This window comes from Rhizobium acaciae (genome assembly GCF_025941625.1).
In the GTDB taxonomy this organism is placed as follows: Bacteria; Pseudomonadota; Alphaproteobacteria; order Rhizobiales; family Rhizobiaceae; genus Rhizobium; species Rhizobium acaciae.
This window is the reverse complement of record NZ_JAPCZO010000027.1, coordinates 77,817-104,036: the sequence shown is the minus strand read 5'-3', so window position 1 is coordinate 104,036 and position 26,220 is coordinate 77,817. Positions and strand designations below refer to the sequence as shown.

Here is a 26,220-nt window from a genome sequence, read left to right as displayed (position 1 = left end):
TTGCGCGCTCGCAAGGCACGTCGCCTGATTTTTCGATGATCGATCGGTTCGAACCGTAATTCAGGGTCTCCACTGGAGGCTCTGACGGCGATCGGTCTTGCTCCGCAAGACGCTGCAACAAACCTCCCTTGCCCGCCCAGGATCATCCGCTCTGCGCTTGGTCTCAACGCCTGTGACACACTGCAATCGGCCTGACCGATGCGGATGGTTCTTTCCCTGTGCTTGCCTCTTCCCGCAATCTGCGTCGCCGATCCGAGCCTTGGGTTCGTATGAGAAAACCTTTTCTCACTTGACATAGGGATTGGTAAAAGCTTTTCTCAGATCACTTCAGAAGGAGGACGTTCTGAACATATCGGGAGGAAAAAGAGGCAGGATCACCATCCACGAGGTGGCGGCGGCTGCCGCGGTGAGCATCTCGACGGCGTCGAAAGCTCTCAATGATACCGGCCGGATGGGGTCGGAAACGCGAGAGCGGGTGAAACGGATCGCCGCCGAGATCGGATACCGGCCGAATGCGCTGGCGAGAGGTCTTCTCAGCAAGCGCAGTTTCACCATCGGGCTGCTGACGAACGACACCTATGGCCGTTTCACGCTGCCTGTCATGGCGGGGATCTCGGACGCACTCGTCGATCACGGCGTTTCGGTCTTCCTGTGCGCCATCGAAGACGATCCGGCACTCGCCCAGATCCATGTCGACGCGATGCTGGACAAGCAGGTCGACGGCATCATCGCGACGGGAAAACGCCTGGATCGGCGCCTGCCTGTCGATCTGTCGAATTTACATGTGCCTGTCGTCTACGCATTTACGGAGGGAACGCAGAACAGCGTGACCTTCCGGTCGGACGACGAACAGGGTGCGCGGCTGGCGGTGGAATGGCTCGTGAAGATCGGACGGCGGCGGATTGCGCACATCACCGGGCCGGAGGATTTCTTCTCGGTGCGGGAACGTGCCGGCGCCTATCACGAGGTGGCCGGTCGCCGCGAGCCGGTGCTCTACGGCGTCTGGTCGGAAAGCTGGGGCCATGAGGCGGTCGAACAGCTTTGGAAGAGACGGGGAGAAAAACCGGATGCGCTCTTCTGCGGCAATGACCAGATCGCCCGCGGCGCGGTGGATGCGTTGCGCGAGCGCGGCGTCAAGGTGCCGCAGGACGTCTCGGTCATCGGCTTCGACAATTGGGAGATTGTCGCGGCCCAGACGCGACCGCCGCTGACGACGGTGGACATGGAACTGAAGGAGCTCGGGCGGCAAGCCGGTTTGACGGTGCTCGCGCTTGCGGAAGGACGGCCTGTCGAACCGGGAGTGAGGAAATTGCCGTGCCGGCTGATCGTCCGGCAGTCATGCGGGGGTGAAGCCCCCCAGGGATGAGAACAAGAGAATGAGCAAAGGCGCGAGGAGATGCGCCATATTGGGAGGAGTGTCATGATCAAGCGTCTTTTGGCGGCGACCAGCATCGCTACCTTATGTCTGGTGTCGGCCGCGTCGGCTGCCGAAAATGTCGAAATGTGGGTTCGCTCGGGGATCGGCGACGCCTTCAAGAAGGTCGTCGAAGCCTATAATTCCGGTCACGAGAACAAGGTCGTGATGACCGAGGTGCCGTTCTCCGAACTCGTGCAGAAATATGCGACGGCAATCGCCGGCGGACAGGCGCCGGACGCCCTGTCGATGGATCTGATCTATAATCCGGCCTTTGCCGCGGCCGGTCAGCTCGAAGACCTGACGGACTGGGCAAAATCCCTGCCCTATTTCAACTCGCTTTCGCCATCGCATGTTCGCCTCGGCACCTATCAGGACCGGATTTACGGCCTGCCGCTGTCGGTCGAAACATCCGTCTTTGCCTGGAACAAGGATCTTTACAAGAAGGCCGGTCTCGACCCGGAAAAGGCACCGGTGAATTGGGACGAAATTACCGCCAATGCCGAGAAGATCCGGGCGCTGGGTGACGATACCTACGGCTTTTATTTCTCCGGCGGCGGCTGCGGCGGCTGCATGATCTTCACCTTCACGCCGCTGGTCTGGGGTGCGGGCGCCGATATCCTGTCGGCCGACAGCAAGACGGCAACGCTCGATACGCCGCAGATGCGCAAGGCCGTCGATATCTACCGCAACATGATCAAGAAGGACCTGGTGCCGGCGGGAGCCGCCAGCGACAACGGCGCCAACTTCCTGACCTTCACCAACGGCAAGATCGGCCAGCAGAGCCTTGGCGCCTTTGCCATCGGCACGCTGGTGACCGAGCATCCCGATATCAACTTCGGCGTAACGCTCATTCCTGGCGTCGACGGGAAGCCTTCGTCCTTTGCCGGCGGCGACAACTTCGTCATCACCAAGGGCACGAAGAAGATCGACGCGGTGAAGGAGTTCCTCGAATATGTGTATTCGATGGACGGCCAGAAGATCATGGCGAAGTATGGCAGCCTGCCGACGCGCGGCGATATCGCCGACAAGGTGCTTGAGGGCCTCGATCCGCGCATGCAGGTTGGCCTGAAGGCGATCGGCGTGGCCAAGACCCCCTATACGCTGCAGTTCAACGACCTGATCAACAGCGCCAACGGGCCATGGGCAAGCTTCACCAACGCCGCGATCTTCGGCGACGACGTCGACGGCGCGTTTTCGAGTGCGCAATCGGAAATGCAATCGATCATCGATAGCGGCCAGTAAACTCTCCCTCGGCCGCGGCCGGGGAGCGGTGGCAGCTTCCCGGCCAATTTCACTCGACAGATGCGGAGCGTTTTGATGACCGGTTCCGGTTCAGAGATTCTATTGCCTCGGCGCAGGCGACGGCGCCGATCGAACTGGCGCGGCCTCGTCTACATCGCGCCGGCCATGGCGCTGGTCATCGTCTTCTTCATCATGCCGGTTCTCTTCACCGGATGGATGAGCCTGCATAACTGGCCGCTGATGGGGGCGTCTCGCTGGATCGGCTTCAACAATTATTTTCGCATGGCCAACGACACCCGTTTCATGACGGCGTTGAATTTTACGGCCTATTACACCGTGATCGTCACCATCGCGATCTTCGCGATCGCCTTTCCGCTGGCAATCTTCGTCGAGAAGGAACGGCAGTTCGTCGGCGCCTACCGGACGATCATCTTCCTGCCCGTCGTGGTCGGCCTTGCCACCGCGTCGCTGCTGTGGGTCTGGCTCGCCAATGTCGATAGTGGCTTCATCGGCCCGGCCTTGAGAGGGCTCGGCCTCGTCCAAAAGAGCCCCAATCTTCTTGCGACCTTCGACACCGCCTTTCTGACGATCGTGGTGATGGTCGTCTGGAAGATCGCCGGCTTCACCATGATCATTCTTTTGACCGGGCTTCAGGCCATTCCGTCCGAGCTGACGGAGGCGGCCCGCATCGACGGCGCCGGTCGCTGGCAGCGTTTCCGGCATCTGACGCTGCCGCTGATGCGCAAGACGATCGCGCTGGCGCTGATCGTCTCCGTTACCGGTTCGATCCTCGCGTTCGACCAGTTCTACATCATGACGTCGGGCGGGCCGCAGAACAAGATGATCTCGGTGGTCTACTACATCTTCAATCAGTCCTTTGTGTCGTTCAATCTGGGTTACGGCGCAGCGCTGTCGATCGTGCTTCTCGCCATCCTGGTGGCGATCAGCATCGTGCAGCTCTGGCTGCTTCGCGTCGGGGAGGAGCGTCCATGACCACCTCAAGGGAACGCCGCGCGCGCAAGGCCATTCGGACGAAGTCGGCCTATCATCTGACCGGCATCGCTATCTCGATCTTCTTTCTCGCCCCCTTCGTGATCACGCTGTTGTCGTCCTTCCGGCATGGCACGGAGGCCAGCCTGCCGCCCTTGCCGCCATGGCCGATATCCGGCATCAGCATCGATTCCTACGCGCTGCTCGATACGTTCGGCGCCGGCATCTGGCGGCACATGATCAATTCGCTGTTCGTTTCGGTCGCCACGGTGGTGCTCACCGTCGCCGTCAGCCTGCTCGCCGGCTATGGCTTCTCGCGCTATCGATTCCCGATGAAGAATGCGCTCTTCGTGCTGATCATCGCGACGCTGATGATCCCGTTCCAATCGATCCTGACGCCGCTCTTCATCATCCTGGCAAAGCTCGGCCTCAACAATTCGCTGCTTGGACTGACGCTCGTCTATGTGACGCTGCAACTGCCCTTCTCGGTGTTCATGATGCGCAACGCCTTCGACGCCGTGCCGAAGGAGATCGAAGAGGCCGCGCGCATCGACGGCGCCCGCGACCTCAGGCTTCTGGTCCGGGTTCTTCTGCCGCTGGTGCTTCCCGGTGTCGCGACGGTCGCGATCTTTGCCTTCCTCAATGCCTGGAACGAGTTTCTCGCCGCACTCGTGCTGCTCTCCAGCAATGAGAAATACACCCTGCCGGTGCTGATGACGGCGGTTCGCGCCGGACGGCTCGGCGCCATCAACTGGGGAGCGGTCCAGGCCGGTGTCGTCGTCATGACGATCCCCTGCCTGATCGTCTTCCTGCTCCTGCAACGCTACTACATGCGCGGGCTGATGGCCGGCGCGGTGAAATGATCTTAGAGAAAGTGGAGCCTATGACCAAACCAAGCAATGACCGCCAGTTTCGTCCCGTCGCCGTTCCCGATGTGGAGCTCGGCGGCTTCTGGGGCAAATGGCAGGACGCCGTCTGCAATTCCACTGCCGAGACCCTGCTCGACCGCTGCGTCGAGGCCGGCATGCTCAAGGCGATCGATGTCGACCAGCCGAGCCCCGGGGTCGTCATTCCCATCCAGCCATGGGGCGGGACGACGCAGATGTTCTGGGATTCCGACCTCGGCAAGTCGATCGAAACGATCGCCTATTCGCTCTATCGCCGGCCAAACCCGAAGCTCGAAACGCGCGCCGACGAGATCATCGACATGTATGAGAAGCTGCAGGACGAGGACGGCTATCTGAATGCCTGGTTCCAGCGCGTCGAGCCGAACCGCCGCTGGACCAACCTGCGCGACCACCATGAGCTCTATTGCGCCGGCCATCTGATGGAAGCCGCGGTCGCTTATTATCAGGCGACCGGCAAACGCAAACTGCTCGACATCATGTGCCGCTATGCCGATTACATGATCAAGATTTTCGGCCATGGCGAAGGCCAGATATCAGGCTATTGCGGCCATGAGGAAGTCGAGCTGGCGCTGGTCAAGCTCGCCCGGGTGACGGATGAGAAGAAATATCTGGAGCTGTCGAAATACTTCATCGACGAACGCGGCACCGAACCGCATTTCTTCACCGCCGAGGCAAGCCGCGATGGGCGCGATGTCTCCGAGTACCACCAGAAAACCTATGAATATGCGCAGGCGCACCAGCCGGTGCGCGCGCAGACAAAGGTCGTCGGCCACGCCGTGCGCGCCATGTATCTCTATTCGGGCATGGCCGACATCGCCACCGAATACAAGGACGATAGCCTGACGGCAGCGCTGGAAACGCTCTGGGACGATCTGACGACCAAGCAGATGTACATCACCGGCGGCATCGGGCCGGCTGCCTCCAACGAAGGCTTTACCGATTACTTCGATTTGCCGAACGATACCGCCTATGCCGAGACCTGCGCCTCGGTCGGCCTGGTGTTTTGGGCGAGCCGCATGCTCGGCCGCGGTCCGGATCGGCGCTATGCCGATATCATGGAGCAGGCGCTTTATAACGGCGCGCTGCCGGGGCTTTCGACGGACGGCAAGACGTTCTTCTATGACAATCCGCTCGAAAGTGCCGGCAAGCACCACCGGTGGAAATGGCACCATTGCCCCTGCTGCCCGCCCAACATCGCCCGGCTGGTGACCTCGATCGGCTCCTATATGTACGCCGTTTCGGATAACGAGATCGCCGTGCACCTCTATGGCGAGAGCACTGCAAGGCTGAAGCTGGCCAACGGCGCCGAGGTGGAACTCGAGCAGACCACCAACTATCCGTGGGAAGGGGCGGTCGCCTTTACCACCAGGCTGGAGAAGCCAGCGCGCTTTGCGCTGTCGCTGCGCATCCCGGACTGGGCCGAAGGCGCAACCCTCAGCGTTAATGGAGAGATGCTCGATCTCAACGCCAATATGCGCGACGGATATGCCAGGATCGATCGTGAGTGGGCCGCGGGCGATCGTGTCGCCCTCTACCTGCCGCTGGCGCTTCGGCCGCAATATGCCAACCCGAAGGTGCGCCAAGACGCCGGGCGCGTCGCATTGATGCGCGGCCCGCTGGTCTATTGCGTCGAAACGACCGACAATGGCGAAGACCTCAATGCCATCGTCCTCCCCCGTGAGCTCTCCACAGCCGAAACCGTCGTGCTGAAGGATCTCAATGATGCCGTCGCCCTCGATCTCAAGGTCGAGCGTGAGGAAACATCAAACTGGGGAACAGCGCTCTACCGCAAGGCGCCTGCCGAAAGGCAGGTCGCCACCGCGCGCTTCGTGCCCTATCATCTCTGGGACAACCGTGCGCCCGGAGAGATGCTCGTCTGGGTCCAGTCGGACAGATAGGTCTTTTTGGGGATGACGAACGGTATGGGTAACAAGAGCGTCGTGCTCCAGGACGTGCGAAAAAGCTATGGCAATCTGCAGGTGGTCCACGGGATCGACCTGACGATCGCAGAGGGCGAATTCGTCGTCTTCGTCGGCCCCTCCGGCTGCGGAAAATCGACGCTTCTGCGCATGATCGCCGGCCTGGAAGACGTGACCGACGGGGAGGTCGAGATCAAGGGACGTGTTGTCACCGATCTCGATCCATCCGAGCGCGGCATCGCCATGGTCTTCCAGTCCTACGCGCTCTATCCGCATATGAGCGTGCGCGACAACCTGGCCTTCGGCTTGAAGATGGCGCGCACGAATGCTGCCGAGATAGAGACGCGCGTCAAGGCCGCTTCCGCGATCCTGAAGATAGACCATCTTCTCGACCGGCGGCCGGGACAGCTTTCCGGCGGCCAGCGGCAGCGGGTGGCGATCGGCCGGGCGATCGTGCGCAAGCCGGATGTCTTCCTGTTCGACGAACCGCTGTCCAATCTCGATGCGGAACTGCGCGTTTCGATGCGCATCGAGATCGCCCGCCTCCACCGCGAACTCGGCAATACGATGATCTATGTCACGCACGACCAGACGGAGGCGATGACGCTCGCCGACAAGATCGTCGTGCTGCGCGACGGCCGCGTCGAACAGGCGGGAACGCCGCGGGAAATCTATGAGAATCCCTCCAATACCTTCGTGGCGGGCTTCATCGGCTCGCCACGGATGAACCTGCTGAATGCCCGTTGGGGTGAGGGGGGCCTGGTCGAAGTCGCCGGCCGACAGATCGAAAGCGGCCAACCGCCGGCGGACAGGCCGGTTGGCGGCGCGGTGACGCTCGGCCTGCGGCCGGAGCATCTGAAGGTGGCATCCGACCTATCGGGCAGCCTGACGGCCAGGGTCGATTTTTCGGAGTATCTCGGGGGAACGCAATATCTCTATTGCCAGCTTGCCGATGGCCAGTCACTCACCGTCGAACATCGGTCACCGATCAGTATTGCGGCGGGCGAGCAGGTGAGCCTGCTGTTTGAACCTTCGGATTGCCGGTTGTTCGACGAAGGCGGCAATCGGTTGCGGTAATGGCGGCGGTCGCGGTCACGGGCGGGGGACCACTCGGCGATCGGCCCGCCTGAACTTCACTCGGCGATCGCTAGTGTCATGAGTTCCGCCGCCCTTTGCCGGGCTTCCCTGTCGGCGGCGAAGACATCGTCCATGGCGGCAGCCGGCGGCAGGCCGGCCAGATCGTCCATGACCCTCTCGGTGACCTCGGCCATGGCGAGGAAGGAGAGCTGCCCTTCGATGAAGGCTTCGAGCGCCACTTCCTTGGCGCCGTTCAGCACCGCGCCCTGAACGCCGCCGCGTGTCATCGCCAGGCGCGCGAGCCGCAGCGCCGGAAACCGCACCTCATCCGGCGCCTCGAAATCCAGCCTGGCGAGCTTGGCGAAATCCAGCCGCTCGACCGGCAGGTTCGGCCGGCGCGGAAAGGACAGGGCATAACCGATGGCGGTGCGCATATCCGGCGCGCCGAGTTGCGCCAGCACCGACCCATCTGTATAGCCGACCATCGAGTGGATGATCGATTGCGGATGGAAGATGACCTCGATCTGTTCGGGTCTGAGGCCGAAAAGGTGCCGGGCTTCGATCATCTCCAGCGCCTTGTTGAACATCGAGGCGCTGTCGATCGAGATCTTCAATCCCATCGACCAGTTCGGGTGGGCGCGCGCGGTTTCCACCGTCACATCCGCCATGTCACGCAGCGAGGCGGTGCGGAAGGGGCCACCCGACGCCGTCAGGATGACCCGCTCGACGGCGTGGCGCTGGTTCTCTTCCAGCACCTGGAAAATCGCGTTGTGCTCGCTGTCGACCGGAAGCAGCTTGCCGCCGCCTTCCCGGATTGCTGCGATGAACAGGTCGCCGGCCGATACCAGGCATTCCTTGTTGGCAAGGGCGATATCGGCGCCGCGGCGGGCAGCGGCAAGCGTCGGCGCCAGGCCTGCAGTGCCGACGATTGCCGCCATCACCCAGTCTGCTTCTCGGTCGGCAGCTTCCATCAGCCCGGATTTTCCCGAAGCGACCGCGATGCCGGTGCCGGAAAGTGCGCTCTTCAGTGATTCGTAATGCCGGTCGTTTGCCGTCACCGCCAGCCGCGCGCCGGATGATTTCGCCTGCCGGGCCAACAATTCGACATTGCCGCTGCCTGTCAGCACGGAGATTTCGAAGTTCTCCCGTCCGCCCAGATGATCGACGACATTGAGTGTATTCTGGCCGATCGAACCCGTCGAACCGAAGATGCTGAGGCGCCGCGGCGCGCTTTTGCCGGTCATCATGTAGAATTTCGCGAAAATTTCTCTCGTAGGCTCAGGCTCTACTAGGCTTTGGAGGGGGCGGCAAGTGTGCGGTGCAGCAGATTTCAACCCTTAAGGGGTTTACAGAGCAGCGGTCGGATGTGATCCTAATAACAATCCCTGCGGGGATTGAGGTTCCGCCGCGGCCAGCCGTGGTCGCATGGGCAATTCGGGACGCTGCGGCGTCCATTGAAGAACAGGCACGCGGTGCCACCGGCCTTCCGGCCAAAATTGCATAGAGGATGAAACCGGGATGGGCGGCTTGGCCGCAATCCCCCATCGCGTTCGCTGAGAGCGCTTTCATAGGTGCTGTCGCGTCTGTTTCGGCGCTGGAGCTCCGCGTCAGGTTAAACGATCGGATTTCATGACGATATTCAAAACAGCATGCATTCTTTTCGCCATCCTGCCCTCGCTCACTGCCGCGGCAAAGGCGGACGACCTGCTGATCTGGTCGCCGGCCAAGCTTTCGGACCGCTCCTACAAGGCGACGATGGGGTTTCGCCTGCCGGCGGAATGGGAAACGAGCGCTGGCGCCGACATCGCGCTTGCCTCGACCAAAGGCGGCGCGCTGCTGCCCGATTCTGAACAGGCAATGCTTTGGGGCAGGATCAGCAGGACGAGCGTTACCCCGGCAGGCCGGTCACAGCAGGGCGCGAGCGTCAGCGTCGATACGCTGCGCGGCAGCGGCGCGCTGACCCTCAGCCGCTCGCGCAGCTGGATCCTCTCCGATTCGCTCGACATGCAATCGAGCCGGTCCATCAGCGTGCAATATGACGCGGTCGAGGCCCGGCAGGCTTCGGTGACGGCATCGCAGGCGCTGAAGCTGATCCATCCGTGGACGGGAACCGCGCTTTCGGCAGGGACAGGCGTCAGCAATGCGCGCGGCGACTTCTCGAGCACGGTGGGGGTCAGCCAGGCCATCCTGCCGAACCTCAATCTCGATGCCTCGGTCAGCAATCCATTTTCAGGAGGTGAGGCAGGCAGCGTCAATCTCCGCTATCGCGTCAACTGGTAGCGGGTGCTGAACCAAACTCCGCCGATCAGCGTTTCCTACGAGGTGTTCACGGAGGAACGGATCATGGTTTTCAAGGAGCAGACATTTCACGGGCTCGAACCCGAGATGGAAATAGAGATCGCCAATCGCGCATCGGTCGAGGCGGCTGTCGCCAATGCGCTGGCGATTGCCGGCGGCATCGATGCCTCCGATGTCGAGGTGACGATGGAGAACGATCAGATCGTGCTGAGCGGCACCGTTGGCACAGTAGGCGAAATCGAACGGGCAACCGCGGTCGCCAAGGCGATCGAGGGTGTGCATGCGGTCCAGAACCGGATCCTGCTTGGCGGATTCTCACTCGACAGCCCGCATTAGCCAACGGCGGGCCGCTGCGCCCGGTCTCTGCCGGGCGAGGACTATTTCCCATCGTCGCCTATAAGCTGCCGATCAACCGGCGAAGCGTTCGACGAGGAAGGACGAGCCGGCCAGACGATCCGTTTTCTGCGCGGCGCCCGACCCCTGAGGCTGGTAGGCGATGGCGAGCAGCAGGACACTGACGGCGACATAGGCGATTGCCAAAAGAGTCATCTTGATACGCATGATGAATACTCCTGTTTCGCGATAAACGCGGCTGATATGGCGAAGTTCCTCATCGGCGAAATCAGAAAGAAAAGCCCGGCTGGGGAGGATCGGCCGGGCTTTTCCTGCATGGATTGCCTTATCGGCAGATTCGGGTTTCCTTGACGACCGTATGGCCGTGACGGCGGATTTTTTCCGTCTTGGTGAAGCAATCGCGGGAAACGTGGCGCGCCCTCATGTCATGGCGGTAAAAGGGCCGTTCCGCATGACGGTAAGTGGGACGCGCGTCATCCGTGGTGATCGTCACACTTGCCGCCTGGGACGGCATTGCGGAAAAGATGGACGCAGCAGTGAGCGTGCAGGCAAGGATAATCTGTTTCATGACGAGCCTCTCTTTCTGAGTTGGTCCGGCATCAACTCGCCGGAAGCGCCGCGGGTTCAATCACATAGGGTTACCGATTGTGTCGACGGCAGAAACCTTTGACGCGCCGGGTCGTTAGCGCTGGGGGATAGCCGGAGGCATAGATCATGGGACCGATTGCAAGGATCATCACCATCGTCGCCGGGCTTGCCGGCGGCACGGTCTTTTCGCAGGCGCCGGAATTTGCGCAGCAATACCGCCAGCGGATCGGCGGGGCGATCGACGAATTGCGCGTCATCGTCGAGGATTTCAGTACTCAGGCCGCCGAGCACCATCTCGATCGCCAGCAGGCGCTGAACGCCTATGCCCAATCATCCGACGATTTCCTGCGCGACCGCGGCGTCTCGATGCAGAGCACGATCACGCGCTACGAAACACTGCTCTCGCAGCAGTTCCACCTCGGCACCGCCGCACCCGTCTCCAAGCCTTTTGTTCTGCTGGGGAATGCGGATGACGTCGTTTTCGCCAATACCTGGCGCGACTTCGCGCCCGGCGTGCCCGTCAGCTTTGCGGGTCTCGTCTGGGGCGCGATCGGCTTTATCGGCGGGTGGGTCGTGGCGGCGCTGCTGGGATTGGGTGCGCGGCGGGCTATGAGGGTACGGCGGGTCCATCGCCAGGTCCGGTGAGCCAATCGGTGGCGAACGTGGCACTGGCCCCGGAACGTGATGATAAGATCAGTCAAGCTTTGCGCTGAAATGACCCCCGCCACACTTCGGCGGGGGTCGTCGATATTGATCGGAACCGGTTCGTGCGTCGCCTTTCCGGCGATCGGGCCAGAGAGCCTTGTTACGTGGACGCTGCCGCTTCCTTGGCGATGCCACCTGACAGCAAACGCCAAATGCCGAATGCCACCACGCCCATCGCGAGGAAGATCACAAAGATCAGGAAGTTGTAGTAGATCATCGCCGCCAGCGCGACGAGGGCGAGCCCGAGGGCAATGGCTGGCACCACGGGATAACCCCAGGCCCTGAAGGGTCGGGCGAGTTCGGGTTCGGCCCGACGCAGCTTAAACAGCGACGCCATCGAGACAATGTACATGATGATCGCGCCGAACACCGACATGGTGACGATATTGGCGGTCAGCGGCAAACCGCCGATCTGGATCAGGCTGTCGGAAAAGATGGCTGCGATGCCGACGGCGCCACCCGCAAGGACTGCGAGATAAGGCGTGCGGAATTTCGGATGGATTTTTGCGAGGGCTTCCGGGAGGTAGCCGGCGCGGCCCAGCGCAAAAATCTGCCTTGAATAGCCCATGATGATGCCGTGAAAGGAAGCAATCAGGCCGAACAGCCCGATCCAGACCAGCATATGCAGCCAACCGGAGGATTCGCCCACGACCGCCTTCATCGCCTGCGGCAGCGGATCGTTGATGTTGGACAGCGCACGCCAATCGCCGACGCCACCGGCGAAGATCATGGTGCCGAAGGCGAGGAAGACGAGTGTCAGAATACCCGCAATATAGGCAATGGGAACGGTGCGGGTGGGGTTCTTGGTCTCCTCAGCGGCCATCGCCGCGCCTTCGATCGCCAGGAAAAACCAGATGGCAAATGGAATGGCGGCAAAGATGCCTCCAATAGAGCCGACCGAGAATTCAGGGGCGCCGGCCCAGCCATTGGCCGCGAAATTGGCAAAAGAGAAGCCCGGCGCGACGACACCCATAAAGATCAGCAGTTCGGCAATCGCCAGAATGGTGATAAAGAGTTCGAAGGTTGCCGCGATGGTAACTCCGACAATATTGAGCGCCATGAAAATGATATAGGCGCCGACAGCCGCCATTTTCGGATCGAGCCCCGGGAACTGCACATTGAGATAGGCGCCGATAGCCAGCGCGATGGCCGGAGGGGCGAAGACGAATTCAACCAATGTCGCAAAGCCCGCAACGAAGCCGCCGAGCGGGCCGAAAGCCCTGAGCGCATATGCAAAAGGGCCGCCGGCATGCGGAATGGCCGTCGTCAATTCCGTGAAGGAAAAGATAAAGGTGGTGTACATCACGGCGATCAGGATCGTGGTGATCAAGAAGCCGAGTGTGCCGGCGGCCGCCCAGCCATAGCTCCAGCCGAAATATTCGCCGGAGATGACGAGGCCGACGGCAAGTCCCCACAAGTGCAGCCCGGTGAGGCTTTTGGCGAGGGTCGGTTGAGAATTTGACATGATTGTTCCCCTTTTTGTCGTTTGAACTTTATGCTTCTTGGTGTGGCAGCGCTTCTATGGCGCCTTCGGCATTTTCCTTGAGATCGACACCGGTCAGTTGCAAGCGAAGCGCCTCCCGGACGATCCAAACGATCTTGTCCGCTGCGACCTCGTAGCCGAGCCCGTCGGCATGAATATTCGAAATGCAGTTCCGCTCGCTGTCACGTCGTCCCGATTGCGGGCGGAACGTGATGTAGGCACCGAGACTGTCAGGCACGCTTAGTCCCGGCCTCTCGCCGATCAGCACGATGGCAACTTCTGCGCCAAACGCTGCCGCTGCCTCATCACCAAATGCCACCCGCGCCTGCTCGCCCAATATCACCGGGGCGATGCTGAAGTCGCCGAGACGCTTCATGCATGCCTGAAACAGCGGCACCGCGTGGTGCTCGACCGCCGAGGCTGAAAGTCCGTCTGCGATGATGAAGGCGATATCATAACGATCGCCTGGGCCCGGGAGGTCGTCTGCGTCGGTCTGACGGCCGAGATCCGGGCGCGCCAGATAGATCGTGCGGTCTTTGGCGCGAGACCGAATCCGGACCGTCGGCATGGGCGCAAGCTGCTTGGCAAGGGCGACAAAATCCACTTGCCCATGCACGGCATCCCGCGCCCGGGCATGGGCAAGTTGGAAGTCGAGAATTGCCGATGTCGGCAAGGCGTCGCCCGCCCTGCCAAGCCCGATCCGGGCGCGGGTGGCGTTGCGGAACCGCGCAAACGGATCTCGTTCGAAGGGAGTCATGCCGATGCCCTGTAGCTCAGGAGATTGCGGGAGAAGGCGCCCGAGGCGCTGGCCGGTGCAAGACGGCCCGTCTGATCAAGCATGCCCATGCGATGGAGCCAGGCTTCGAACTCCGGGGCGGGCGGGCGATTGAACTGGTGCCTGAGGCCGACAATATCGTGGTAGGAAAGGCTCTGATAATTGAGCATGACGTCGTCGGCGCCGGGCACCGCGATGAGGAAGCTGACGCCCGCGACAGTCAGCAACACCATCAGATTATCCATATCGTCCTGGTCGGCTTCCGCATGGTTCGTGTAGCAAACGTCGACCCCCATCGGCACACCAAGCAGTTTGCCGCAGAAATGGTCTTCGAGCCCGGCGCGGATAATTTGCTTGGCGTCAAAAAGATATTCGGGGCCAATGAAGCCGACCACTGTATTGACGAGCAACGGATTGAGTTCACGTGCAACGGCATAGGCCCGCGTCTCAATCGTTTGTTCGTCGACACCATGATGGGCGTCCGCCGAGAGCGCGCTGCCCTGACCGGTCTCCAGATACATGACATTGTTTCCGACCGTGCCGCGCTTCATGGAAAGGGCGGCCTGCTGGCCTTCCCTGAGGACGGCGAGATCGACGCCGAAACCCTTGTTGGCAGCCTCCGAGCCGGCGATTGACTGGAACACCAGATCAAGCGGTGCGCCGGCCTCGATTGCCTTGATTGACGTGGTGACATGGGTCAACACGCAGGATTGGGTCGGGATCTCGAACCGTTCGCGCAGCCGGTCGAAAAGTACCATCAATCTCGTGCAGGCCTCAAGATTGTCGGTCGCCGGGTTGATGCCGATCACCGCATCGCCGATCCCATAGAGAAGTCCATCGAGCGTCGAGCCGGCAACACCTTCAGGATCATCGGTGGGATGATTGGGCTGAAGGCGGCTCGACAGTCGGCCGGGCAGACCGATCGTGGAACGAAAGGCCGTGACCACCCTGCATTTGCCGGCGACGGTGATCAGATCATGGTTGCGCATGATCTTGGAGACCGCCGCGACCATTTCGGGAGTGAGGCCTGGTGCAATGGCAAGCAGTTTTTCGGAGGTCGCGTCATAAGAGAGAAGCCAATCGCGAAACTCACCGACCGTCATATGAGATACCGACGCGAATGCCATCCAATCATGGCGGTCGACGATCAGCCGACTGACCTCGTCGGTCTCGTATGGGATGACGAGGTCTTCCAGGAATGTTTTGAGAGGCATATCCGCGAGCAGGTAGCGGGCGGCCACCCGCCGCTCGTTGCTTGACGCTGCGATCCCGGCCAGCACGTCACCCGATTTCAGCGGCGAAGCGCAAGCCAATACCGATTTCAGATCCTGAAAGACATGGCGTTCGCGTCCTAGAACGATCGAATATGTTGTCATCTGCTCCTGGCCGCCGACCGGCCTATGCCAAATGTCCGAGAACTCATCCACCTTCCGGTTGTGAGCATTCGCGAGCTTCCGCCGAATATGCTCGACTCTACGCCAAGCTACGCAAGAAGCGTGCCATTCTTTATGGGCTGGGATGCCGAGGCAGCGGTGCGAAAGACTTCGCATGGCTGGGACCATGACGACTTCCGCGGCGCGCTCATCGCAGAGAACATTTTCAACTAGGGATCGATAGTCAGCCGCAGTGGCCATATCCACTTTACGATGGCATGCTCCGATATGCGCACATTTGCGTCGGGCGCGCATTGATCGCAAAAATATTCGTTGACTGTTTCCGATCTAGTGGTTTTGGCCGGAGTGCCTTTTCGGGAGGGCAGTCTGTGCTGAGAGGGGATCGCCAACGTTGAGCGAACTGACCGCGGATCGCCCCCGATGTTGAAAAACTAGCCAGTTGAACGAAACCAATTGATCGCCCAATTCTCTTGCCCAAAGAGTTCGGGGTTTCGCGAAGACCGGCTATAAGATCTTCAACCAGGGCGCTATAAGCCGGCCGCCTTGCGCAATGCATCGTTCATCCTAGATTGCCAGCCTTTGCCCGTGGCCTTGTAGAACTGGATGATATCGGCATCGAGGCGGATGTTCAGGGGTTGCTTCGGATTGTCCAGCTTGGGTCGACCTCGGGCTGAGATGGCCCTCTCCATCTTCTCGGCAACATCAGGAAACGCTTCCTTGAAGGGCTTGGCTCTTGCCATCTCTTCCTTGGACAGAGGAGGATTGTCGGAAACGGCATCCCAATCCTCCTTGGAGTAGCCGCGGCCAGGCTGGAGCCGGGTCATTTTCCGGGCTTTGATAACCATCAGATCATGTTCCTTTCGTCCTTGCGGGCGGAGCGCATCGAAATGACCGAAAGCGCCTCAGAGCCCAGAGTTACGAAGATCACGACTATCGTTCCGTCAGTGAGGCGGCCTATGGCCTTGGACCGCCCGTCTTTGGCCGGAACGACAACGGAAAACAGGAAGAACTCGAAACTCAGATCGGAGAAATCGAGGCCATGTTTCTCGATATTGGCAATCCGCTTCGGTTCGTCCCATACGATCTCCATAAATGTATCTACAATAATTCATTGCCGTAGACAATGATTAAATGTGGATACAAAAAAGACTTTTGCAGATCACAAACAGAGAGCTGCAATGGACCCCTTGATTGCTCCGGCCTCACGGGCCGCGGCGGTGACGCCTCGTTGCGGTCGGAAGTCCGAGCCTATTGGCTATATATCATCGCGTCTTTTGACCCTTGTGCCGCGTTCCATATTGGATGGATTCGCCCCTACCTTCTCGAAATGCCTGTAGATCAACGGCAGCGTGCGCAACATGAAGCGATAAGGAGGAAGGCCAATAAGGTGTAAATCGTTGAAATTAATGGTGATCCCGGCGCGATTCGAACGCGCGACCCCCAGATTAGGAATCTGGTGCTCTATCCTGCTGAGCTACGGGACCACTTGCATGCCATGCATACAAAAGGCTTGGCGGGAAGCCAAGCCTTAATTGTTGCTAGAGGCCGAGGCGCTGTTCGGCGAGGCGGACCCAGTAGGAGATGCCGTGGGCGATGGCTTCGTCGTTGAAGTCGTAGGCCGGGTTGTGAAGGCCGGCGCTGTCGCCGTTGCCGATGAAGATGAAGGCGCCGGGACGGGCGTTCAGCATGTAGGAGAAATCCTCGCCGCCCATCATTGGATCGATCTCGGCGTTGACCTTGGCTTCGCCGGCAATGGCACTGGCGGTGGCGACTGCGTGCTCGGTCTCATCGGGGTGGTTGACGGTGACGGGATAGTTGCGGTGGAAGCTGATTTCCGCCTCGGCGCCGTGGGCCGCAACCAGGCCCTCGATGATCTGCCGGAACCGCGTTTCGGCGAGCGTGCGCACCTCGGGGTCGAGGGTGCGGACCGTACCGGCGAAGGTCGCATCGTTCGGAATGACGTTATGGGCGAAGCCGGCATTGAACTTGGTCACCGAGACGACGACCGAGCGCAGCGGATCGGCGGTGCGCGAGGCGATCATCTGCAGATTGGCGATGATCTGGGCGCCGATGGCGATCGGGTCGATCGTCTTATGCGGCTGGGCAGCGTGGCCGCCGCGGCCCTTGACGGTGACGGTGAATTCGTCGGTCGCCGCCATGATGGCGCCCTTGCGGGTGGCGAACTGGCCGACCGGCAGGCCTGGCAGATTGTGCATGCCGTAGACCTCTTCGATATCGAAGCGCTCCATCATGCCGTCCTTGACCATCAGATTGCCGCCGCCGCCGCCTTCTTCGGCGGGCTGGAAGATGACGGCGACATTGCCGTTGAAGTTTCGGGTTTCGGCCAGGTATTTCGCGGCGCCGAGCAGCATGGCGGTGTGGCCGTCATGGCCGCAGGCATGCATCCTGCCCGGCGTCTTCGAAGCCCAGGGTTTGCCGGTGATTTCGGTGAGCGGCAGGGCGTCCATGTCGGCGCGCAGGCCGACTGTGCGGCGGCCTTCGCCCTTGCCCTTGATCAGGCCGACGACACCGGTGCGGCCGATACCGGTGACGATCTCGTCGATGCCGAATTCCTTGAGTTTTTCGGCGACGAAGGCGGCCGTGTTTTCCACCGCGAAGAGGAGTTCGGGCCGGGCGTGGATGTGGCGGCGCCATTCGGCGACCTCGTCCTGCAACTCCGCGGCTCTGTTCAAAATCGGCATATCGGCGTTCCTGTTATGAAATCTCGACAATCTTTCATCGCATCACAAGGGTGTGAGGCTGTGGAAATTACTTAGTCAATGACCTTTGCCATGTCATAGCCATATAGGCTAAATAGGGGAAGATTTCGAGATTTTCCTGTATCTGAAGGACGAACCGTGTCGACGAGCCACTTCCGTTTGTTTGCTGCCTTGCGGCCGCTTTCTTTCGTGTCAGCGGCGACGGCCGTTTTTCTGGCCTCGGTTCCGCTGGCCCAGGCCAATCCGCACATTCTCGTCGATGTACAGACCGGCCGCGTGCTGGAGCATGAAGAGGCCTTCCGCAAATGGTATCCGGCCTCGCTGACCAAGCTGATGACCGTCTATACCGTGTTCGACGCGATCCGCGCCGGTCAGATCAGCCTCGATACGCCCGTCGTCATCAGCAAACGTGCCGCCGCGCAGCCGGCCGCCAAGATGTATTTCAAGGCGGGCCAGAAACTGACGCTCGACAGCGCATTGAAGATCCTGCTGGTCAAGTCGGCCAATGACGTGGCGGTCGCGGTCGCCGAAGCCATCGGCGGCACGCAGGAAGGCTTCGTGACGCGGATGAACGGCGAGGCGCTGAAGCTCGGCATGACGGATTCGCACTTCGTCAATCCGAACGGCTTGCCCGGCAAGGGCCAGTATACGACGGCACGCGACCTTGCGGTGCTGACGGTGGCGCTGCGCCGCGATTTTCCGCAATATGCCGGCTATTTCTCGCTGGAGGGCTTCACCACCGGCCAGCAGAACGTGCCGAACCTCAACATGCTGATCGGCCGTTTTGCCGGCGCGGACGGCATGAAGACCGGCTTCATCTGTGCCTCGGGTTTCAACCAGATCGGTTCGGCGACGCGCAACGGCCGCACGCTGGTCTCCGTCGTGCTCGGCACCGACAGCCTTGCAGCCCGCGCCGATGCGACCGCGAACCTTTTGCAGAAGGGCTTCACCACCCAGCCTGCCAGCAACGACACGCTGGGTTCGCTGAGACCCTACGGGTCGGGACAGGACCAGGTGACCGACATCAGCGCCGATATCTGCAGCGCCAAGGGCGCCAAGGTGCGCAGCGAAACGCGCGACGAGGTCGGCCGCATGAAGGTGCTGTCACCCTATATCCAGCCGATGGACCACGATCCGCAATTCGTCTTTGCCGGCCTCATTCCGGGCCAGGACCCGCAGCCGGCATCGCAGCCGGAAAAAATGGCGCGGGGCGATACGGCGGGAGCGATCGCCAACGTGCCGGTGCCGATGCCGCGCCCGACATCCTTCTAAGCTTTTAAGGTAAAAAGACATGAGCGCGCTCAACGACAGGATTCCGGTCACCATCCTGACCGGCTTTCTCGGCGCCGGCAAATCGACGCTGCTCAACCGCATCCTTAAAGATCCTGTCATGAAGGATGCGGCCGTCATCATCAACGAATTCGGCGATGTCGGCATCGATCATCTTCTGGTCGAAAGTTCCGGCGATTCGATCATCGAGTTGTCCGATGGCTGCCTCTGCTGCACCGTGCGCGGCGAGCTTGTCGATACGCTGGCGAACCTGATGGACGCCGTGCAGACGGGCCGCGTCAAACCGGTCAAGCGTGTCGTCATCGAGACGACCGGCCTTGCCGATCCTTCACCGGTCATGCAGGCGATCATGGGCAATCCCGTCATCGCCACGAATTTCGAGCTCGATGGCGTCGTCACCGTCGTGGACGCGGTGAATGGGTTGCAGACGCTCGACAATCACGAGGAAGCGCGCAAGCAGGCGGCGGTCGCCGACCGGCTGATCGTCTCGAAAAAGACGATGGCCGAGGCAACGGACGGGCTGGTAAAGCGGCTGCGGGCGCTCAATCCGCGCGCGACGATGATGGATGCCGACAGCGCCGAGGCGGGCAGTGCCGCGGTGCTGGTCAACGGGCTCTACGATCCGGCGACGAAGATTGCCGATGTCGGCCGCTGGCTACAGGACGAGGATGCACACGAGGCGCATCACAATCACGACCACGGTCGTGATGGGCATCACGATCATGATCATGATGGCGATCACCATGGTCACCACCATCATGATCATGCGGATCAGGACCCACATGACGTCAATCGTCACGATGCCTCGATCCGCTCTTTCTCGATCATCGAAGAGAAACCGATCGATCCGATGGCGCTCGAGATGTTCATCGATCTCCTGCGCTCGGCCCATGGCGAGAAGCTGTTGAGGATGAAGGCGATCGTGTCCGTCTCCGATCGGCCGGATCGGCCGCTGGTGCTGCATGGGGTGCAGAGCATCTTTCATCCGCCGGTGCGGCTTCCCGCCTGGCCGGGGGAAGACCGGCGCACGCGCATGGTGCTGATCACCCGGGATCTGCCGGAAGCCTTCGTGAAGGATCTCTTGGACGCCTTCCTCGGCAAGCCGCGCATCGATATGCCCGATCGTGTGGCGCTGTCGGACAATCCGCTCGCCATCCCCGGCATGCGGATTTAAACCGTTGATTTTTGTTGTGGCGCGATCTTCTTCAGGTCTTGCTTTTGAGGATACTTGAAAGCCACTTGGCCTGCTGGCCGCTGAGAAGGGTGCGATAGCGCTCCTGGCTTGCCGCCAGATGAGCGCGCATGGCGGTGCGGGCGGCTTCCGGGTCCCCGGCAGAAATCGCCTTCAAAATCGCCAAATGCTCGCGCTGCAGGCCTTCCTGATAATTGCGCGACAGCGTGCTATCCGTACCCCAAGGCGAGGCGACGTCGCAGGGGATGGCCCGCATGCCAAGCGCATCGAGAACTTCGACATAATATGAATTATTGGTGGCAGCCGCGATTTCTCGGTGGAAAGTGAAGTCGCTCTTGCCGGTCGCTTCGCCGCGCTCGAGCAGCCGGTCGAATTCGAAGAATGCTTCCTGAATCTGCGCTTCCTGAGCCGCATTGCGCCGTAGCGCAGCAAGCCCTGCGCTCTCGATTTCCAGCCCCATGCGCACCTCGATGATGTTGAGTGCATGGGAAACCTTGTTGCCGACATCGGCGCTGATCGAACCGAAGGCAATCGTCGGGTGGTTCTTGACGAAGACGCCGGCGCCTTGCCGCGCCTCGACGAGGCCATCGGCGGCAAGGGTTGCAATCGCCTCACGGACAACGGTGCGGCTGACGCCGAAGAGTTCGCCCATCCGGGTCTCCGTCGGCAGCTTTTGGCCGGGCGCATACACTCCGGACACGACCTGAGTGCGGATGGCCGAAACGACGCCTTCGGAGAGTTTCGGCTTTCGCTCGACCCTGAAATCTACGGCTGTGTCGGTCGCCATGTCGCACTCCTATTTGAACACGCTCGGCAGCCACAGCGAAATCGCCGGGATGTAAGTGACCAGCCCGAGCACCACGATGCCTGCACCGTAGAACGGCCAGATCGAGCGCATGGCCTCCCAGACAGAGATCTTGCCGACTGCACAAGCCACGAATTGCACCGCGCCGACTGGAGGCGTGTTCAGCCCTATGCCGAAATTCAGGATCATGATCACGCCGAAATGCACCGGGTCTACACCGTAGGCCTGTGCAACCGGCAGAAAGATCGGCGTGCAGATGATGATGGTCGGCCCCATGTCCATAAAGGTGCCGAGCACAAGCATGAGGACATTGAGCAGGAGCAGCACCGTCAGCGGATCGTCGGCGACGCTCTTCATCCAGATCACCAGCGAGGCAGGCACCTTCAGGAAGGCCATCAACCAGGAGAAGGCGGCGGCTGTGCCGATAATCAAAAGCACCATTGCCGTCGTGCGCACGGCGCCCTGCGTGGCGTGGACAAATTCTTTCCAGCTCATCTGCCGATACACGAAGAGGGTTATCAGCAGCGCGTAGAGCACAGCGATGCATGAGCTTTCCGTTGCAGTGAAGACGCCGGACCTCACCCCGCCGAAGATGATGGCGATCAGCAGCAGCCCGGGGAGTGCGACGGCGAGCAAATGGGCCACCATGACAAAGCCGGGAAAGGGTTCTGTCGGATAGCCGCGCGAGCGCGCAACGATGTAGGCGGTCACCATGAGCGCGCCCGCAAGCAATATTCCGGGCAACACGCCGGCGGTGAACAGGTCGGCAATGGAGATCTTGCCGCCGGCAGAGATCGAATAGATGATCATATTGTGGGAGGGCGGCAGGAGCAGCGCGATCAGCGCTGCCATTGAGGTGACGTTCACCGCATAATCGGCGCCATAGCCGCGCTGCTTCATCTGCGGGATCATCAGGCCGCCGACGGCTGCGGCTTCTGCCACCGCCGAACCGGAGATGCCGCCGAACAGCGTGGCAGTGACGATGTTGACCTGGCCGAGGCCGCCGCGCACGTGGCCGACCAGTGATGCGGCGAAGGCGACGATGCGGCTGGCAATGCCGCCGCGCACCATCAGGTCGCCGGCGTAGATGAAGAAGGGGATGGCGAGGAGCGAAAATACGCTCATGCCGGAGTTCAGCCGCTGGAAGATGACCAGCGGCGGCAGGCCCATGTAGAGCACCGTGGCGAAGCTGGCGACGCCGAGGCAGAAGGCGATCGGCGTGCCTATCAGCATCAGGGTGGTGAAAACACCGAACAGGATCCAGAGTTCCATCGCGCTACACCTTCAATTTGACGTTCGGATCGGCATTGATGTTTTCGATCTCAACGGCGATTTCCGCCGGCAGAATTTCATCCAGCGCATCGTCGATCGGTTCGCCGGCGAGGCGGAGCACGATGCGCTCCAGCGAGAATATGACGGCAAGCACGCCGCCGCCTGCGAGCGGCAGATAGTCGAACGCGCCGGAAATACCCAGCGACGGCAAGGTTGTGTTCCAGGTCAGGCTTATGAGCGCGCCGCCGTACCAGACCATGCCGGCGCCGAAGGCGAGAATGACGACGTCCGAGATCATGCGCAGGACGCGCTTGCCGGATTTCGGCAGCACATAGAGCAGCACGTCGAAACCAAGATGATTATTCTCCCGGATGCCGACGGCGGCGCCGAGGAAGATGAACCAGCTCATCAGCATGACCGAGCCCGGCTCCGTCCAACTCGGCGAATCATTCAGCACATAGCGGCAAAATACCTGCCAGGCGACAAAGACCGTCATCAGCACCAAGCCGGCGCCCGCGAGCCAAAGGGCGGCGTTGCTCAGGCGTGTCAGAAAATTGCCGACGGGTGTCAGGTTGTTCGACATAGGGACCTCGTCGAATTTGGGCGCTCACTCTCCCTTGCCGGGAGGAAACGAGAAAGATGTGCACGAAGCGGCGTGTGAACCGGGGTGGAGATAACTGTCCACCCCGATAACCGCCGCCGCTTTCCGCAGAAAGGAAGGCAGGCTAGGGCTATTGCACAGCCTTTACATCCTCGACCATCTTCTTCAGCACGTCGTCTTTCACGTGCTTTTCATAAACCGGGGCCATGGCGTCGATGAACCCCTGCTTGTCCGGCATGGTGATCTGAGCGCCGAGCTTTTCGACATTGGCGCGCGATTCGGCGACCTTGGCTGACCACAGCTCGCGCTGCTTGGCGACGCTGTCCTTGGCTGCCTGTTTGAAGACCGCCTGATCCTCCGGCGTCAGCTTGTCGAACGCCGCCTTGTTCATGACGAACACTTCCGGCAGGATCGTATGCTCGTCCAGCGAGTAGTTCTTCGCCACTTCGGCGTGCTTGGCGGTGTCGTAGCTCGGGAAGTTGTTTTCCGCGCCGTCGATAACGCCCGTTTCGATCCCCGAATAGACTTCTCCATAGGGCATCGGCGTGGCATTGGCGCCGAGGGCGGCCACCATGTCGACGAAGATGTCGGACTGGATAACGCGGAACTTCAGACCTTTCATGTCGGCAACCGAATTGATCGGCTTCGTTTTGTTGTAAAACGAGCGCGCGCCGGCATCATAGTAGGCAAGCACCACGAGGCCGGCCGGTTCAAAGGCCTTCTTGATCTGGTCGCCGATGGCGCCGTCCATGACCTTGTGCATGTGATCTTCCGAACGGAAGATATAGGGCAGAGCCGGAACGATCGATTCCTTCACAGTGCCGTTGAAGGGCGCCATCGACACACGATTCAACTCGATTACGCCGGAGCGCACCTGCTCGATCGTGTCTTTCTCCTCGCCGAGCTGGGCGGAATGATACACTTCGAGGGAATAGCGGCCCTGCGTGCGCTCCTTCAACAGCTCGCCGAAATATTTGACGCCCTCGACTGTCGGATAGCCGTCCGGATGAGTATCGGACGATTTCAGCACCGTTTGAGCGCTGGCCGCGCCGCTCATGAATGAAGCGGCAACCATAAGACCGGCCGCCAGTTTAACAAGGTTTTTCATGCTCTCCTCCCGTTTTGCATGACGATGAATTCTCAGAGTCGGTATCCCGGCTTTGCGACCTAGAGGAAGGTGCCTCTGCACGCTTCGCCTCCTTCGAGCAATATTTCCACAATCGGGTACTGATGGTCCGGCACGAAGGGTTGCGCGAGTTGGAAGAGGCTCATCGAGACATACCAACAGGGTTCAAAGTGCCCATCGTGTCCGATGGAGCAGCTGCTTACCCTACACGCGAACGCTGTCGCTCTTCTCATGGAAATCGAAGACTTGGATCGATAGCCTCCTCTATTCTTGCCGTTCCTCCGACCGGCTCACTATGGCTAGAACCTGTAAAGTATAATGTCAACATACAAAAGCTGTGTAGTTGTATGATGAATTTTCGACGCCTCTTGGTCTTCGACCGACAGCTGCGGAAGCGCGAGCAGGCAAGGTTGGAGACGCGGGCAACAGCCTTATGGTGAAGGCGTGCGCTTCGTAATAGCCCTCAGGCTCATTCAATTAGTTTCAGTTTTGCGCGATGCGCTTTAGCGCTTGCGGATCAGGAAGCGGTGGCCGCTTTCGGTCTTTTCCGTCTCGACCAGTTCGTGGCCGTCCTCGTTGCAGAAATGCGGCATATCGATCACGGCGAGCGGATCGGTGGTGTCGACGCGAATGAGCGTGCCGCTCGCCATGGCGGCGAGCTTCTTGCGTGTCTTGATCACGGGGAGTGGGCATTTCAGGCCGCGAAGATCGTAGAGAACGGGGTTCAAGCCATTCAGTTCCTCGCCCAGAATTTCCAGAACGGCTTCTTCGTGGTGGCTTCCGCCGTTTCCTGCGGTTCGGGCGGCGCAAAGGCCAGCGGGTTCTGCATCGGCACCGGCACGACCGCAGGTGTGGCGGCAGCGATTGCCGTTGCCGGCGGCTGGGCAGCTGCTACAGGCGTGGCGCCCGGCGCAGTCTTGGCGGCGAGGCCCTGCGCGGTGCGCTTGGCCATCAGGTCTTCGAGTTCGGCGACCTTGACCATGCGGCCGGCTTCCAGCGACGTGCCGGTCGGCGCGTAAGCGAGTTCGCGGCCCTTGCGCTGCTTGGCGACCACGGCCTTGCGCTCGGCTTCCGTGGGGTCATACCAGGCCATACCGTCAAATTTGCCCATCGCCTTGGCATAATCGGCATCATAAGTCTTGCCGTAGGAGGCAAGAGCTGCGGTCAGCGCCGGCGGCGTCGACATAGCAGGGCACTTGCCGGCGGCATTGAAGGCGCCGCCGTCGGTTGCCTGCTGATTGAAGACGTATTTCTTCTCGCAGACGGCGACCTCAGGCGGGCGCTTCGTCACTTCGAAATTGTCGTAGCCGACCTTCAGCATCTTCCAGAAGTCGTAACTGCTGTCGAGGCGATGCTTGACCATGTTTTCCGCCGTCATGCGGAAGGGGAAAGCCTGCAGCTGCACCGTCGCCTGGCCGCCCTTGAAAGCGTCGCGGGCAAACGCGTAGATCTCCAGCACCTGCTGGTCGGTCATCGAATAGCAGCCGGAAGACGAGCAGGCGCCATGGATCATCAGATCGGAACCGGTGCGGCCGTTCGCCGCGTCGTAACGGTTCGGGAAGCCGGTGTTGATCGCCAGGTAATATTTGGAATTGGGGTTCAGGTTGGCGCGCGTCAGTTCGTAGAAACCTTCCGGCGCCTGCCGGTCGCCGGTCTTTACCTTCGGGCCGAGACGGCCGGACCAGGCGCAGATCTTGTAATCGGCGATCTTGTCGAAACGGTTGTCGGTCTTCGCCTTCCAGATCTCCATAGCACCTTCTTCCTTGAAGATGCGGATCATGATCGGCGAATTGCGGTCCATGCCCTTGGCGGACATCTGAGCGAGAATATGGCTGGGAAGCGGTTGCTCGACCTTGTTCTTGACCTTGGAAAGATCGACCTGCGCGGTTTCCAACGCGTCATTGCAGCCGGACAGAGCCAGCGCCATGAGAGAAATATAGGCAAAATGACGTATGCGCATCCCAACTAGCCCATAAAGATAATGCGACCCGGTCCGCCCATGGAGTCCGGCATCAAACGGAATCATAGGCGGCTTATACTTTATAAATCCTTACCAGCCTATGA

The 26,220-nt window shown here is 60.7% G+C and carries 26 protein-coding genes and 1 tRNA gene; 11 read left to right on the top strand and 16 right to left on the bottom strand.

Annotated elements, in window-relative coordinates; genetic code table 11:
- Nucleotides 1-388 precede the first annotated feature (388 nt).
- From OLZ32_RS32490 to OLZ32_RS32465, 6 genes are all read left to right on the top strand, one after another.
- Nucleotides 389-1,366, top strand: coding sequence for a LacI family DNA-binding transcriptional regulator (locus OLZ32_RS32490; RefSeq protein ID WP_264424409.1), 978 nt, complete (start codon nucleotides 389-391; stop codon nucleotides 1,364-1,366).
- Nucleotides 1,367-1,420: 54 nt separating this feature from the next.
- Nucleotides 1,421-2,659, top strand: coding sequence for an ABC transporter substrate-binding protein (locus tag OLZ32_RS32485; RefSeq protein WP_003543414.1), 1,239 nt, complete (start codon nucleotides 1,421-1,423; stop codon nucleotides 2,657-2,659).
- A 75-nt stretch (nucleotides 2,660-2,734) separates the two neighbouring features.
- The gene (locus tag OLZ32_RS32480) at nucleotides 2,735-3,652 is read left to right on the top strand and encodes a carbohydrate ABC transporter permease (protein WP_003543413.1); all 918 of its coding nucleotides are present in this window, start codon (nucleotides 2,735-2,737) and stop codon (nucleotides 3,650-3,652) included.
- Nucleotides 3,649-4,512, top strand: coding sequence for a carbohydrate ABC transporter permease (locus OLZ32_RS32475; RefSeq protein WP_003543412.1), 864 nt, complete (start codon nucleotides 3,649-3,651; stop codon nucleotides 4,510-4,512). The genes OLZ32_RS32480 and OLZ32_RS32475 overlap by 4 nt, the downstream gene beginning before the upstream one ends.
- A 20-nt stretch (nucleotides 4,513-4,532) precedes the next feature.
- Nucleotides 4,533-6,455, top strand: a complete 1,923-nt coding sequence (locus tag OLZ32_RS32470) for a glycoside hydrolase family 127 protein (RefSeq protein ID WP_264424405.1) — start codon at nucleotides 4,533-4,535, stop codon at nucleotides 6,453-6,455.
- Nucleotides 6,456-6,479: 24 nt separating this feature from the next.
- Nucleotides 6,480-7,553, top strand: coding sequence for an ABC transporter ATP-binding protein (locus OLZ32_RS32465; protein ID WP_264424403.1), 1,074 nt, complete (start codon nucleotides 6,480-6,482; stop codon nucleotides 7,551-7,553).
- 56 nt (nucleotides 7,554-7,609) lie between these two features.
- On the opposite strand, the gene dxr is transcribed toward OLZ32_RS32465, so the two are convergent.
- Nucleotides 7,610-8,800 carry a 1-deoxy-D-xylulose-5-phosphate reductoisomerase gene (dxr, locus tag OLZ32_RS32460; protein WP_003543404.1) on the bottom strand — a complete coding sequence of 397 codons (1,191 nt, stop codon included), beginning with the start codon at nucleotides 8,798-8,800 and terminating at the stop codon, nucleotides 7,610-7,612.
- Nucleotides 8,801-9,182: 382 nt separating this feature from the next.
- On the opposite strand from dxr, the gene OLZ32_RS32455 reads away from it, so the two are divergent.
- Complete coding sequence (locus OLZ32_RS32455) at nucleotides 9,183-9,833, top strand: hypothetical protein (RefSeq protein ID WP_264424400.1); 651 nt, start codon at nucleotides 9,183-9,185, stop codon at nucleotides 9,831-9,833.
- Nucleotides 9,834-9,896: 63 nt separating this feature from the next.
- Nucleotides 9,897-10,187, top strand: a complete 291-nt coding sequence (locus OLZ32_RS32450) for a BON domain-containing protein (protein WP_003543400.1) — start codon at nucleotides 9,897-9,899, stop codon at nucleotides 10,185-10,187.
- Nucleotides 10,188-10,259: 72 nt separating this feature from the next.
- On the opposite strand, the gene OLZ32_RS32445 is transcribed toward OLZ32_RS32450, so the two are convergent.
- Complete coding sequence (locus OLZ32_RS32445) at nucleotides 10,260-10,412, bottom strand: hypothetical protein (RefSeq protein WP_003543398.1); 153 nt, start codon at nucleotides 10,410-10,412, stop codon at nucleotides 10,260-10,262.
- A gap of 118 nt (nucleotides 10,413-10,530) precedes the next feature.
- Nucleotides 10,531-10,773 carry a hypothetical protein gene (locus tag OLZ32_RS32440; RefSeq protein WP_264424397.1) on the bottom strand — a complete coding sequence of 81 codons (243 nt, stop codon included), beginning with the start codon at nucleotides 10,771-10,773 and terminating at the stop codon, nucleotides 10,531-10,533.
- A 146-nt stretch (nucleotides 10,774-10,919) separates the two neighbouring features.
- Here OLZ32_RS32440 and OLZ32_RS32435 point away from each other — a divergent pair, with 146 nt between their 5' ends.
- Nucleotides 10,920-11,438 carry a DUF2937 family protein gene (locus tag OLZ32_RS32435; protein ID WP_264424395.1) on the top strand — a complete coding sequence of 173 codons (519 nt, stop codon included), beginning with the start codon at nucleotides 10,920-10,922 and terminating at the stop codon, nucleotides 11,436-11,438.
- Between the two features lie 160 nt (nucleotides 11,439-11,598).
- Here the strand turns inward: OLZ32_RS32435 and eat are convergent, their stop codons facing one another.
- From eat to OLZ32_RS32400, 7 genes are all read right to left on the bottom strand, one after another.
- Complete coding sequence (eat, locus tag OLZ32_RS32430) at nucleotides 11,599-12,963, bottom strand: ethanolamine permease (RefSeq protein ID WP_003543392.1); 1,365 nt, start codon at nucleotides 12,961-12,963, stop codon at nucleotides 11,599-11,601.
- Nucleotides 12,964-12,991: 28 nt separating this feature from the next.
- On the bottom strand, nucleotides 12,992-13,738 hold the full coding sequence (gene eutC, locus OLZ32_RS32425; protein ID WP_264424393.1) for an ethanolamine ammonia-lyase subunit EutC: 747 nt from the start codon (nucleotides 13,736-13,738) through the stop codon (nucleotides 12,992-12,994).
- Nucleotides 13,735-15,183, bottom strand: a complete 1,449-nt coding sequence (locus OLZ32_RS32420) for an ethanolamine ammonia-lyase subunit EutB (protein WP_017989621.1) — start codon at nucleotides 15,181-15,183, stop codon at nucleotides 13,735-13,737. Before OLZ32_RS32420 ends, eutC begins: the two co-directional genes overlap by 4 nt.
- Nucleotides 15,184-15,677: 494 nt before the next feature.
- Complete coding sequence (locus OLZ32_RS32415; RefSeq protein WP_003543386.1) at nucleotides 15,678-15,995, bottom strand: BrnA antitoxin family protein; 318 nt, start codon at nucleotides 15,993-15,995, stop codon at nucleotides 15,678-15,680.
- Nucleotides 15,995-16,240 carry a BrnT family toxin gene (locus OLZ32_RS32410; RefSeq protein WP_003543384.1) on the bottom strand — a complete coding sequence of 82 codons (246 nt, stop codon included), beginning with the start codon at nucleotides 16,238-16,240 and terminating at the stop codon, nucleotides 15,995-15,997. The genes OLZ32_RS32415 and OLZ32_RS32410 overlap by 1 nt, the downstream gene beginning before the upstream one ends.
- Before the next feature lie 317 nt (nucleotides 16,241-16,557).
- Nucleotides 16,558-16,634, bottom strand: a tRNA-Arg gene (locus tag OLZ32_RS32405).
- 54 nt (nucleotides 16,635-16,688) lie between these two features.
- Nucleotides 16,689-17,852 carry a M20 aminoacylase family protein gene (locus OLZ32_RS32400; protein WP_264424388.1) on the bottom strand — a complete coding sequence of 388 codons (1,164 nt, stop codon included), beginning with the start codon at nucleotides 17,850-17,852 and terminating at the stop codon, nucleotides 16,689-16,691.
- A 156-nt stretch (nucleotides 17,853-18,008) separates the two neighbouring features.
- On the opposite strand from OLZ32_RS32400, the gene OLZ32_RS32395 reads away from it, so the two are divergent.
- Entirely contained in the window at nucleotides 18,009-19,142 is a 1,134-nt protein-coding gene (locus OLZ32_RS32395; protein ID WP_264424386.1) for a D-alanyl-D-alanine carboxypeptidase family protein, read from the top strand.
- 19 nt (nucleotides 19,143-19,161) lie between these two features.
- Entirely contained in the window at nucleotides 19,162-20,334 is a 1,173-nt protein-coding gene (locus tag OLZ32_RS32390; protein WP_003543381.1) for a CobW family GTP-binding protein, read from the top strand.
- A 31-nt stretch (nucleotides 20,335-20,365) separates the two neighbouring features.
- Here OLZ32_RS32390 and OLZ32_RS32385 read toward each other — a convergent pair whose 3' ends face one another.
- The 6 genes from OLZ32_RS32385 to OLZ32_RS32360 form a co-directional block, all read right to left on the bottom strand.
- Nucleotides 20,366-21,139 carry a FadR/GntR family transcriptional regulator gene (locus OLZ32_RS32385; RefSeq protein ID WP_003543380.1) on the bottom strand — a complete coding sequence of 258 codons (774 nt, stop codon included), beginning with the start codon at nucleotides 21,137-21,139 and terminating at the stop codon, nucleotides 20,366-20,368.
- A 9-nt stretch (nucleotides 21,140-21,148) separates the two neighbouring features.
- Nucleotides 21,149-22,429, bottom strand: a complete 1,281-nt coding sequence (locus tag OLZ32_RS32380; RefSeq protein WP_003543379.1) for a TRAP transporter large permease — start codon at nucleotides 22,427-22,429, stop codon at nucleotides 21,149-21,151.
- A gap of 4 nt (nucleotides 22,430-22,433) precedes the next feature.
- Entirely contained in the window at nucleotides 22,434-23,012 is a 579-nt protein-coding gene (locus tag OLZ32_RS32375) for a TRAP transporter small permease (RefSeq protein WP_003543376.1), read from the bottom strand.
- Between the two features lie 148 nt (nucleotides 23,013-23,160).
- Entirely contained in the window at nucleotides 23,161-24,138 is a 978-nt protein-coding gene (locus tag OLZ32_RS32370; RefSeq protein WP_264424383.1) for a TRAP transporter substrate-binding protein, read from the bottom strand.
- Between the two features lie 521 nt (nucleotides 24,139-24,659).
- Nucleotides 24,660-24,884 (bottom strand): sulfurtransferase TusA family protein, encoded by a 225-nt coding sequence (locus OLZ32_RS32365; RefSeq protein ID WP_017989572.1) that lies wholly within the window; start codon nucleotides 24,882-24,884, stop codon nucleotides 24,660-24,662.
- Between the two features lie 5 nt (nucleotides 24,885-24,889).
- Complete coding sequence (locus tag OLZ32_RS32360) at nucleotides 24,890-26,116, bottom strand: L,D-transpeptidase family protein (RefSeq protein ID WP_264399786.1); 1,227 nt, start codon at nucleotides 26,114-26,116, stop codon at nucleotides 24,890-24,892.
- Between the last annotated feature and the right edge of the window lie 104 nt (nucleotides 26,117-26,220).

Excerpts from the sequence above, each read along its gene's own strand:
- OLZ32_RS32410 (WP_003543384.1), bottom strand. The coding sequence starts at position 16,240 with ATGGAGATCGTATGGGACGAACCGAAGCGGATTGCCAATATCGAGAAA.
- OLZ32_RS32360 (WP_264399786.1), bottom strand. The coding sequence starts at position 26,116 with ATGCGCATACGTCATTTTGCCTATATTTCTCTCATGGCGCTGGCTCTG.
- OLZ32_RS32450 (WP_003543400.1), top strand. The coding sequence starts at position 9,897 with ATGGTTTTCAAGGAGCAGACATTTCACGGGCTCGAACCCGAGATGGAA.
- OLZ32_RS32485 (WP_003543414.1), top strand. The coding sequence starts at position 1,421 with ATGATCAAGCGTCTTTTGGCGGCGACCAGCATCGCTACCTTATGTCTG.
- OLZ32_RS32465 (WP_264424403.1), top strand. The coding sequence starts at position 6,480 with ATGGGTAACAAGAGCGTCGTGCTCCAGGACGTGCGAAAAAGCTATGGC.
- OLZ32_RS32445 (WP_003543398.1), bottom strand. The coding sequence starts at position 10,412 with ATGCGTATCAAGATGACTCTTTTGGCAATCGCCTATGTCGCCGTCAGT.
- eutC (WP_264424393.1), bottom strand. The coding sequence starts at position 13,738 with ATGACTCCCTTCGAACGAGATCCGTTTGCGCGGTTCCGCAACGCCACC.
- OLZ32_RS32375 (WP_003543376.1), bottom strand. The coding sequence starts at position 23,012 with ATGTCGAACAACCTGACACCCGTCGGCAATTTTCTGACACGCCTGAGC.
- OLZ32_RS32380 (WP_003543379.1), bottom strand. The coding sequence starts at position 22,429 with ATGGAACTCTGGATCCTGTTCGGTGTTTTCACCACCCTGATGCTGATA.
- dxr (WP_003543404.1), bottom strand. The coding sequence starts at position 8,800 with ATGATGACCGGCAAAAGCGCGCCGCGGCGCCTCAGCATCTTCGGTTCG.
- OLZ32_RS32475 (WP_003543412.1), top strand. The coding sequence starts at position 3,649 with ATGACCACCTCAAGGGAACGCCGCGCGCGCAAGGCCATTCGGACGAAG.
- OLZ32_RS32440 (WP_264424397.1), bottom strand. The coding sequence starts at position 10,773 with ATGAAACAGATTATCCTTGCCTGCACGCTCACTGCTGCGTCCATCTTT.
- OLZ32_RS32385 (WP_003543380.1), bottom strand. The coding sequence starts at position 21,139 with ATGGCGACCGACACAGCCGTAGATTTCAGGGTCGAGCGAAAGCCGAAA.
- OLZ32_RS32480 (WP_003543413.1), top strand. The coding sequence starts at position 2,735 with ATGACCGGTTCCGGTTCAGAGATTCTATTGCCTCGGCGCAGGCGACGG.
- eat (WP_003543392.1), bottom strand. The coding sequence starts at position 12,963 with ATGTCAAATTCTCAACCGACCCTCGCCAAAAGCCTCACCGGGCTGCAC.
- OLZ32_RS32370 (WP_264424383.1), bottom strand. The coding sequence starts at position 24,138 with ATGAAAAACCTTGTTAAACTGGCGGCCGGTCTTATGGTTGCCGCTTCA.
- OLZ32_RS32470 (WP_264424405.1), top strand. The coding sequence starts at position 4,533 with ATGACCAAACCAAGCAATGACCGCCAGTTTCGTCCCGTCGCCGTTCCC.
- OLZ32_RS32400 (WP_264424388.1), bottom strand. The coding sequence starts at position 17,852 with ATGCCGATTTTGAACAGAGCCGCGGAGTTGCAGGACGAGGTCGCCGAA.
- OLZ32_RS32415 (WP_003543386.1), bottom strand. The coding sequence starts at position 15,995 with ATGGTTATCAAAGCCCGGAAAATGACCCGGCTCCAGCCTGGCCGCGGC.
- OLZ32_RS32390 (WP_003543381.1), top strand. The coding sequence starts at position 19,162 with ATGAGCGCGCTCAACGACAGGATTCCGGTCACCATCCTGACCGGCTTT.
- OLZ32_RS32455 (WP_264424400.1), top strand. The coding sequence starts at position 9,183 with ATGACGATATTCAAAACAGCATGCATTCTTTTCGCCATCCTGCCCTCG.
- OLZ32_RS32435 (WP_264424395.1), top strand. The coding sequence starts at position 10,920 with ATGGGACCGATTGCAAGGATCATCACCATCGTCGCCGGGCTTGCCGGC.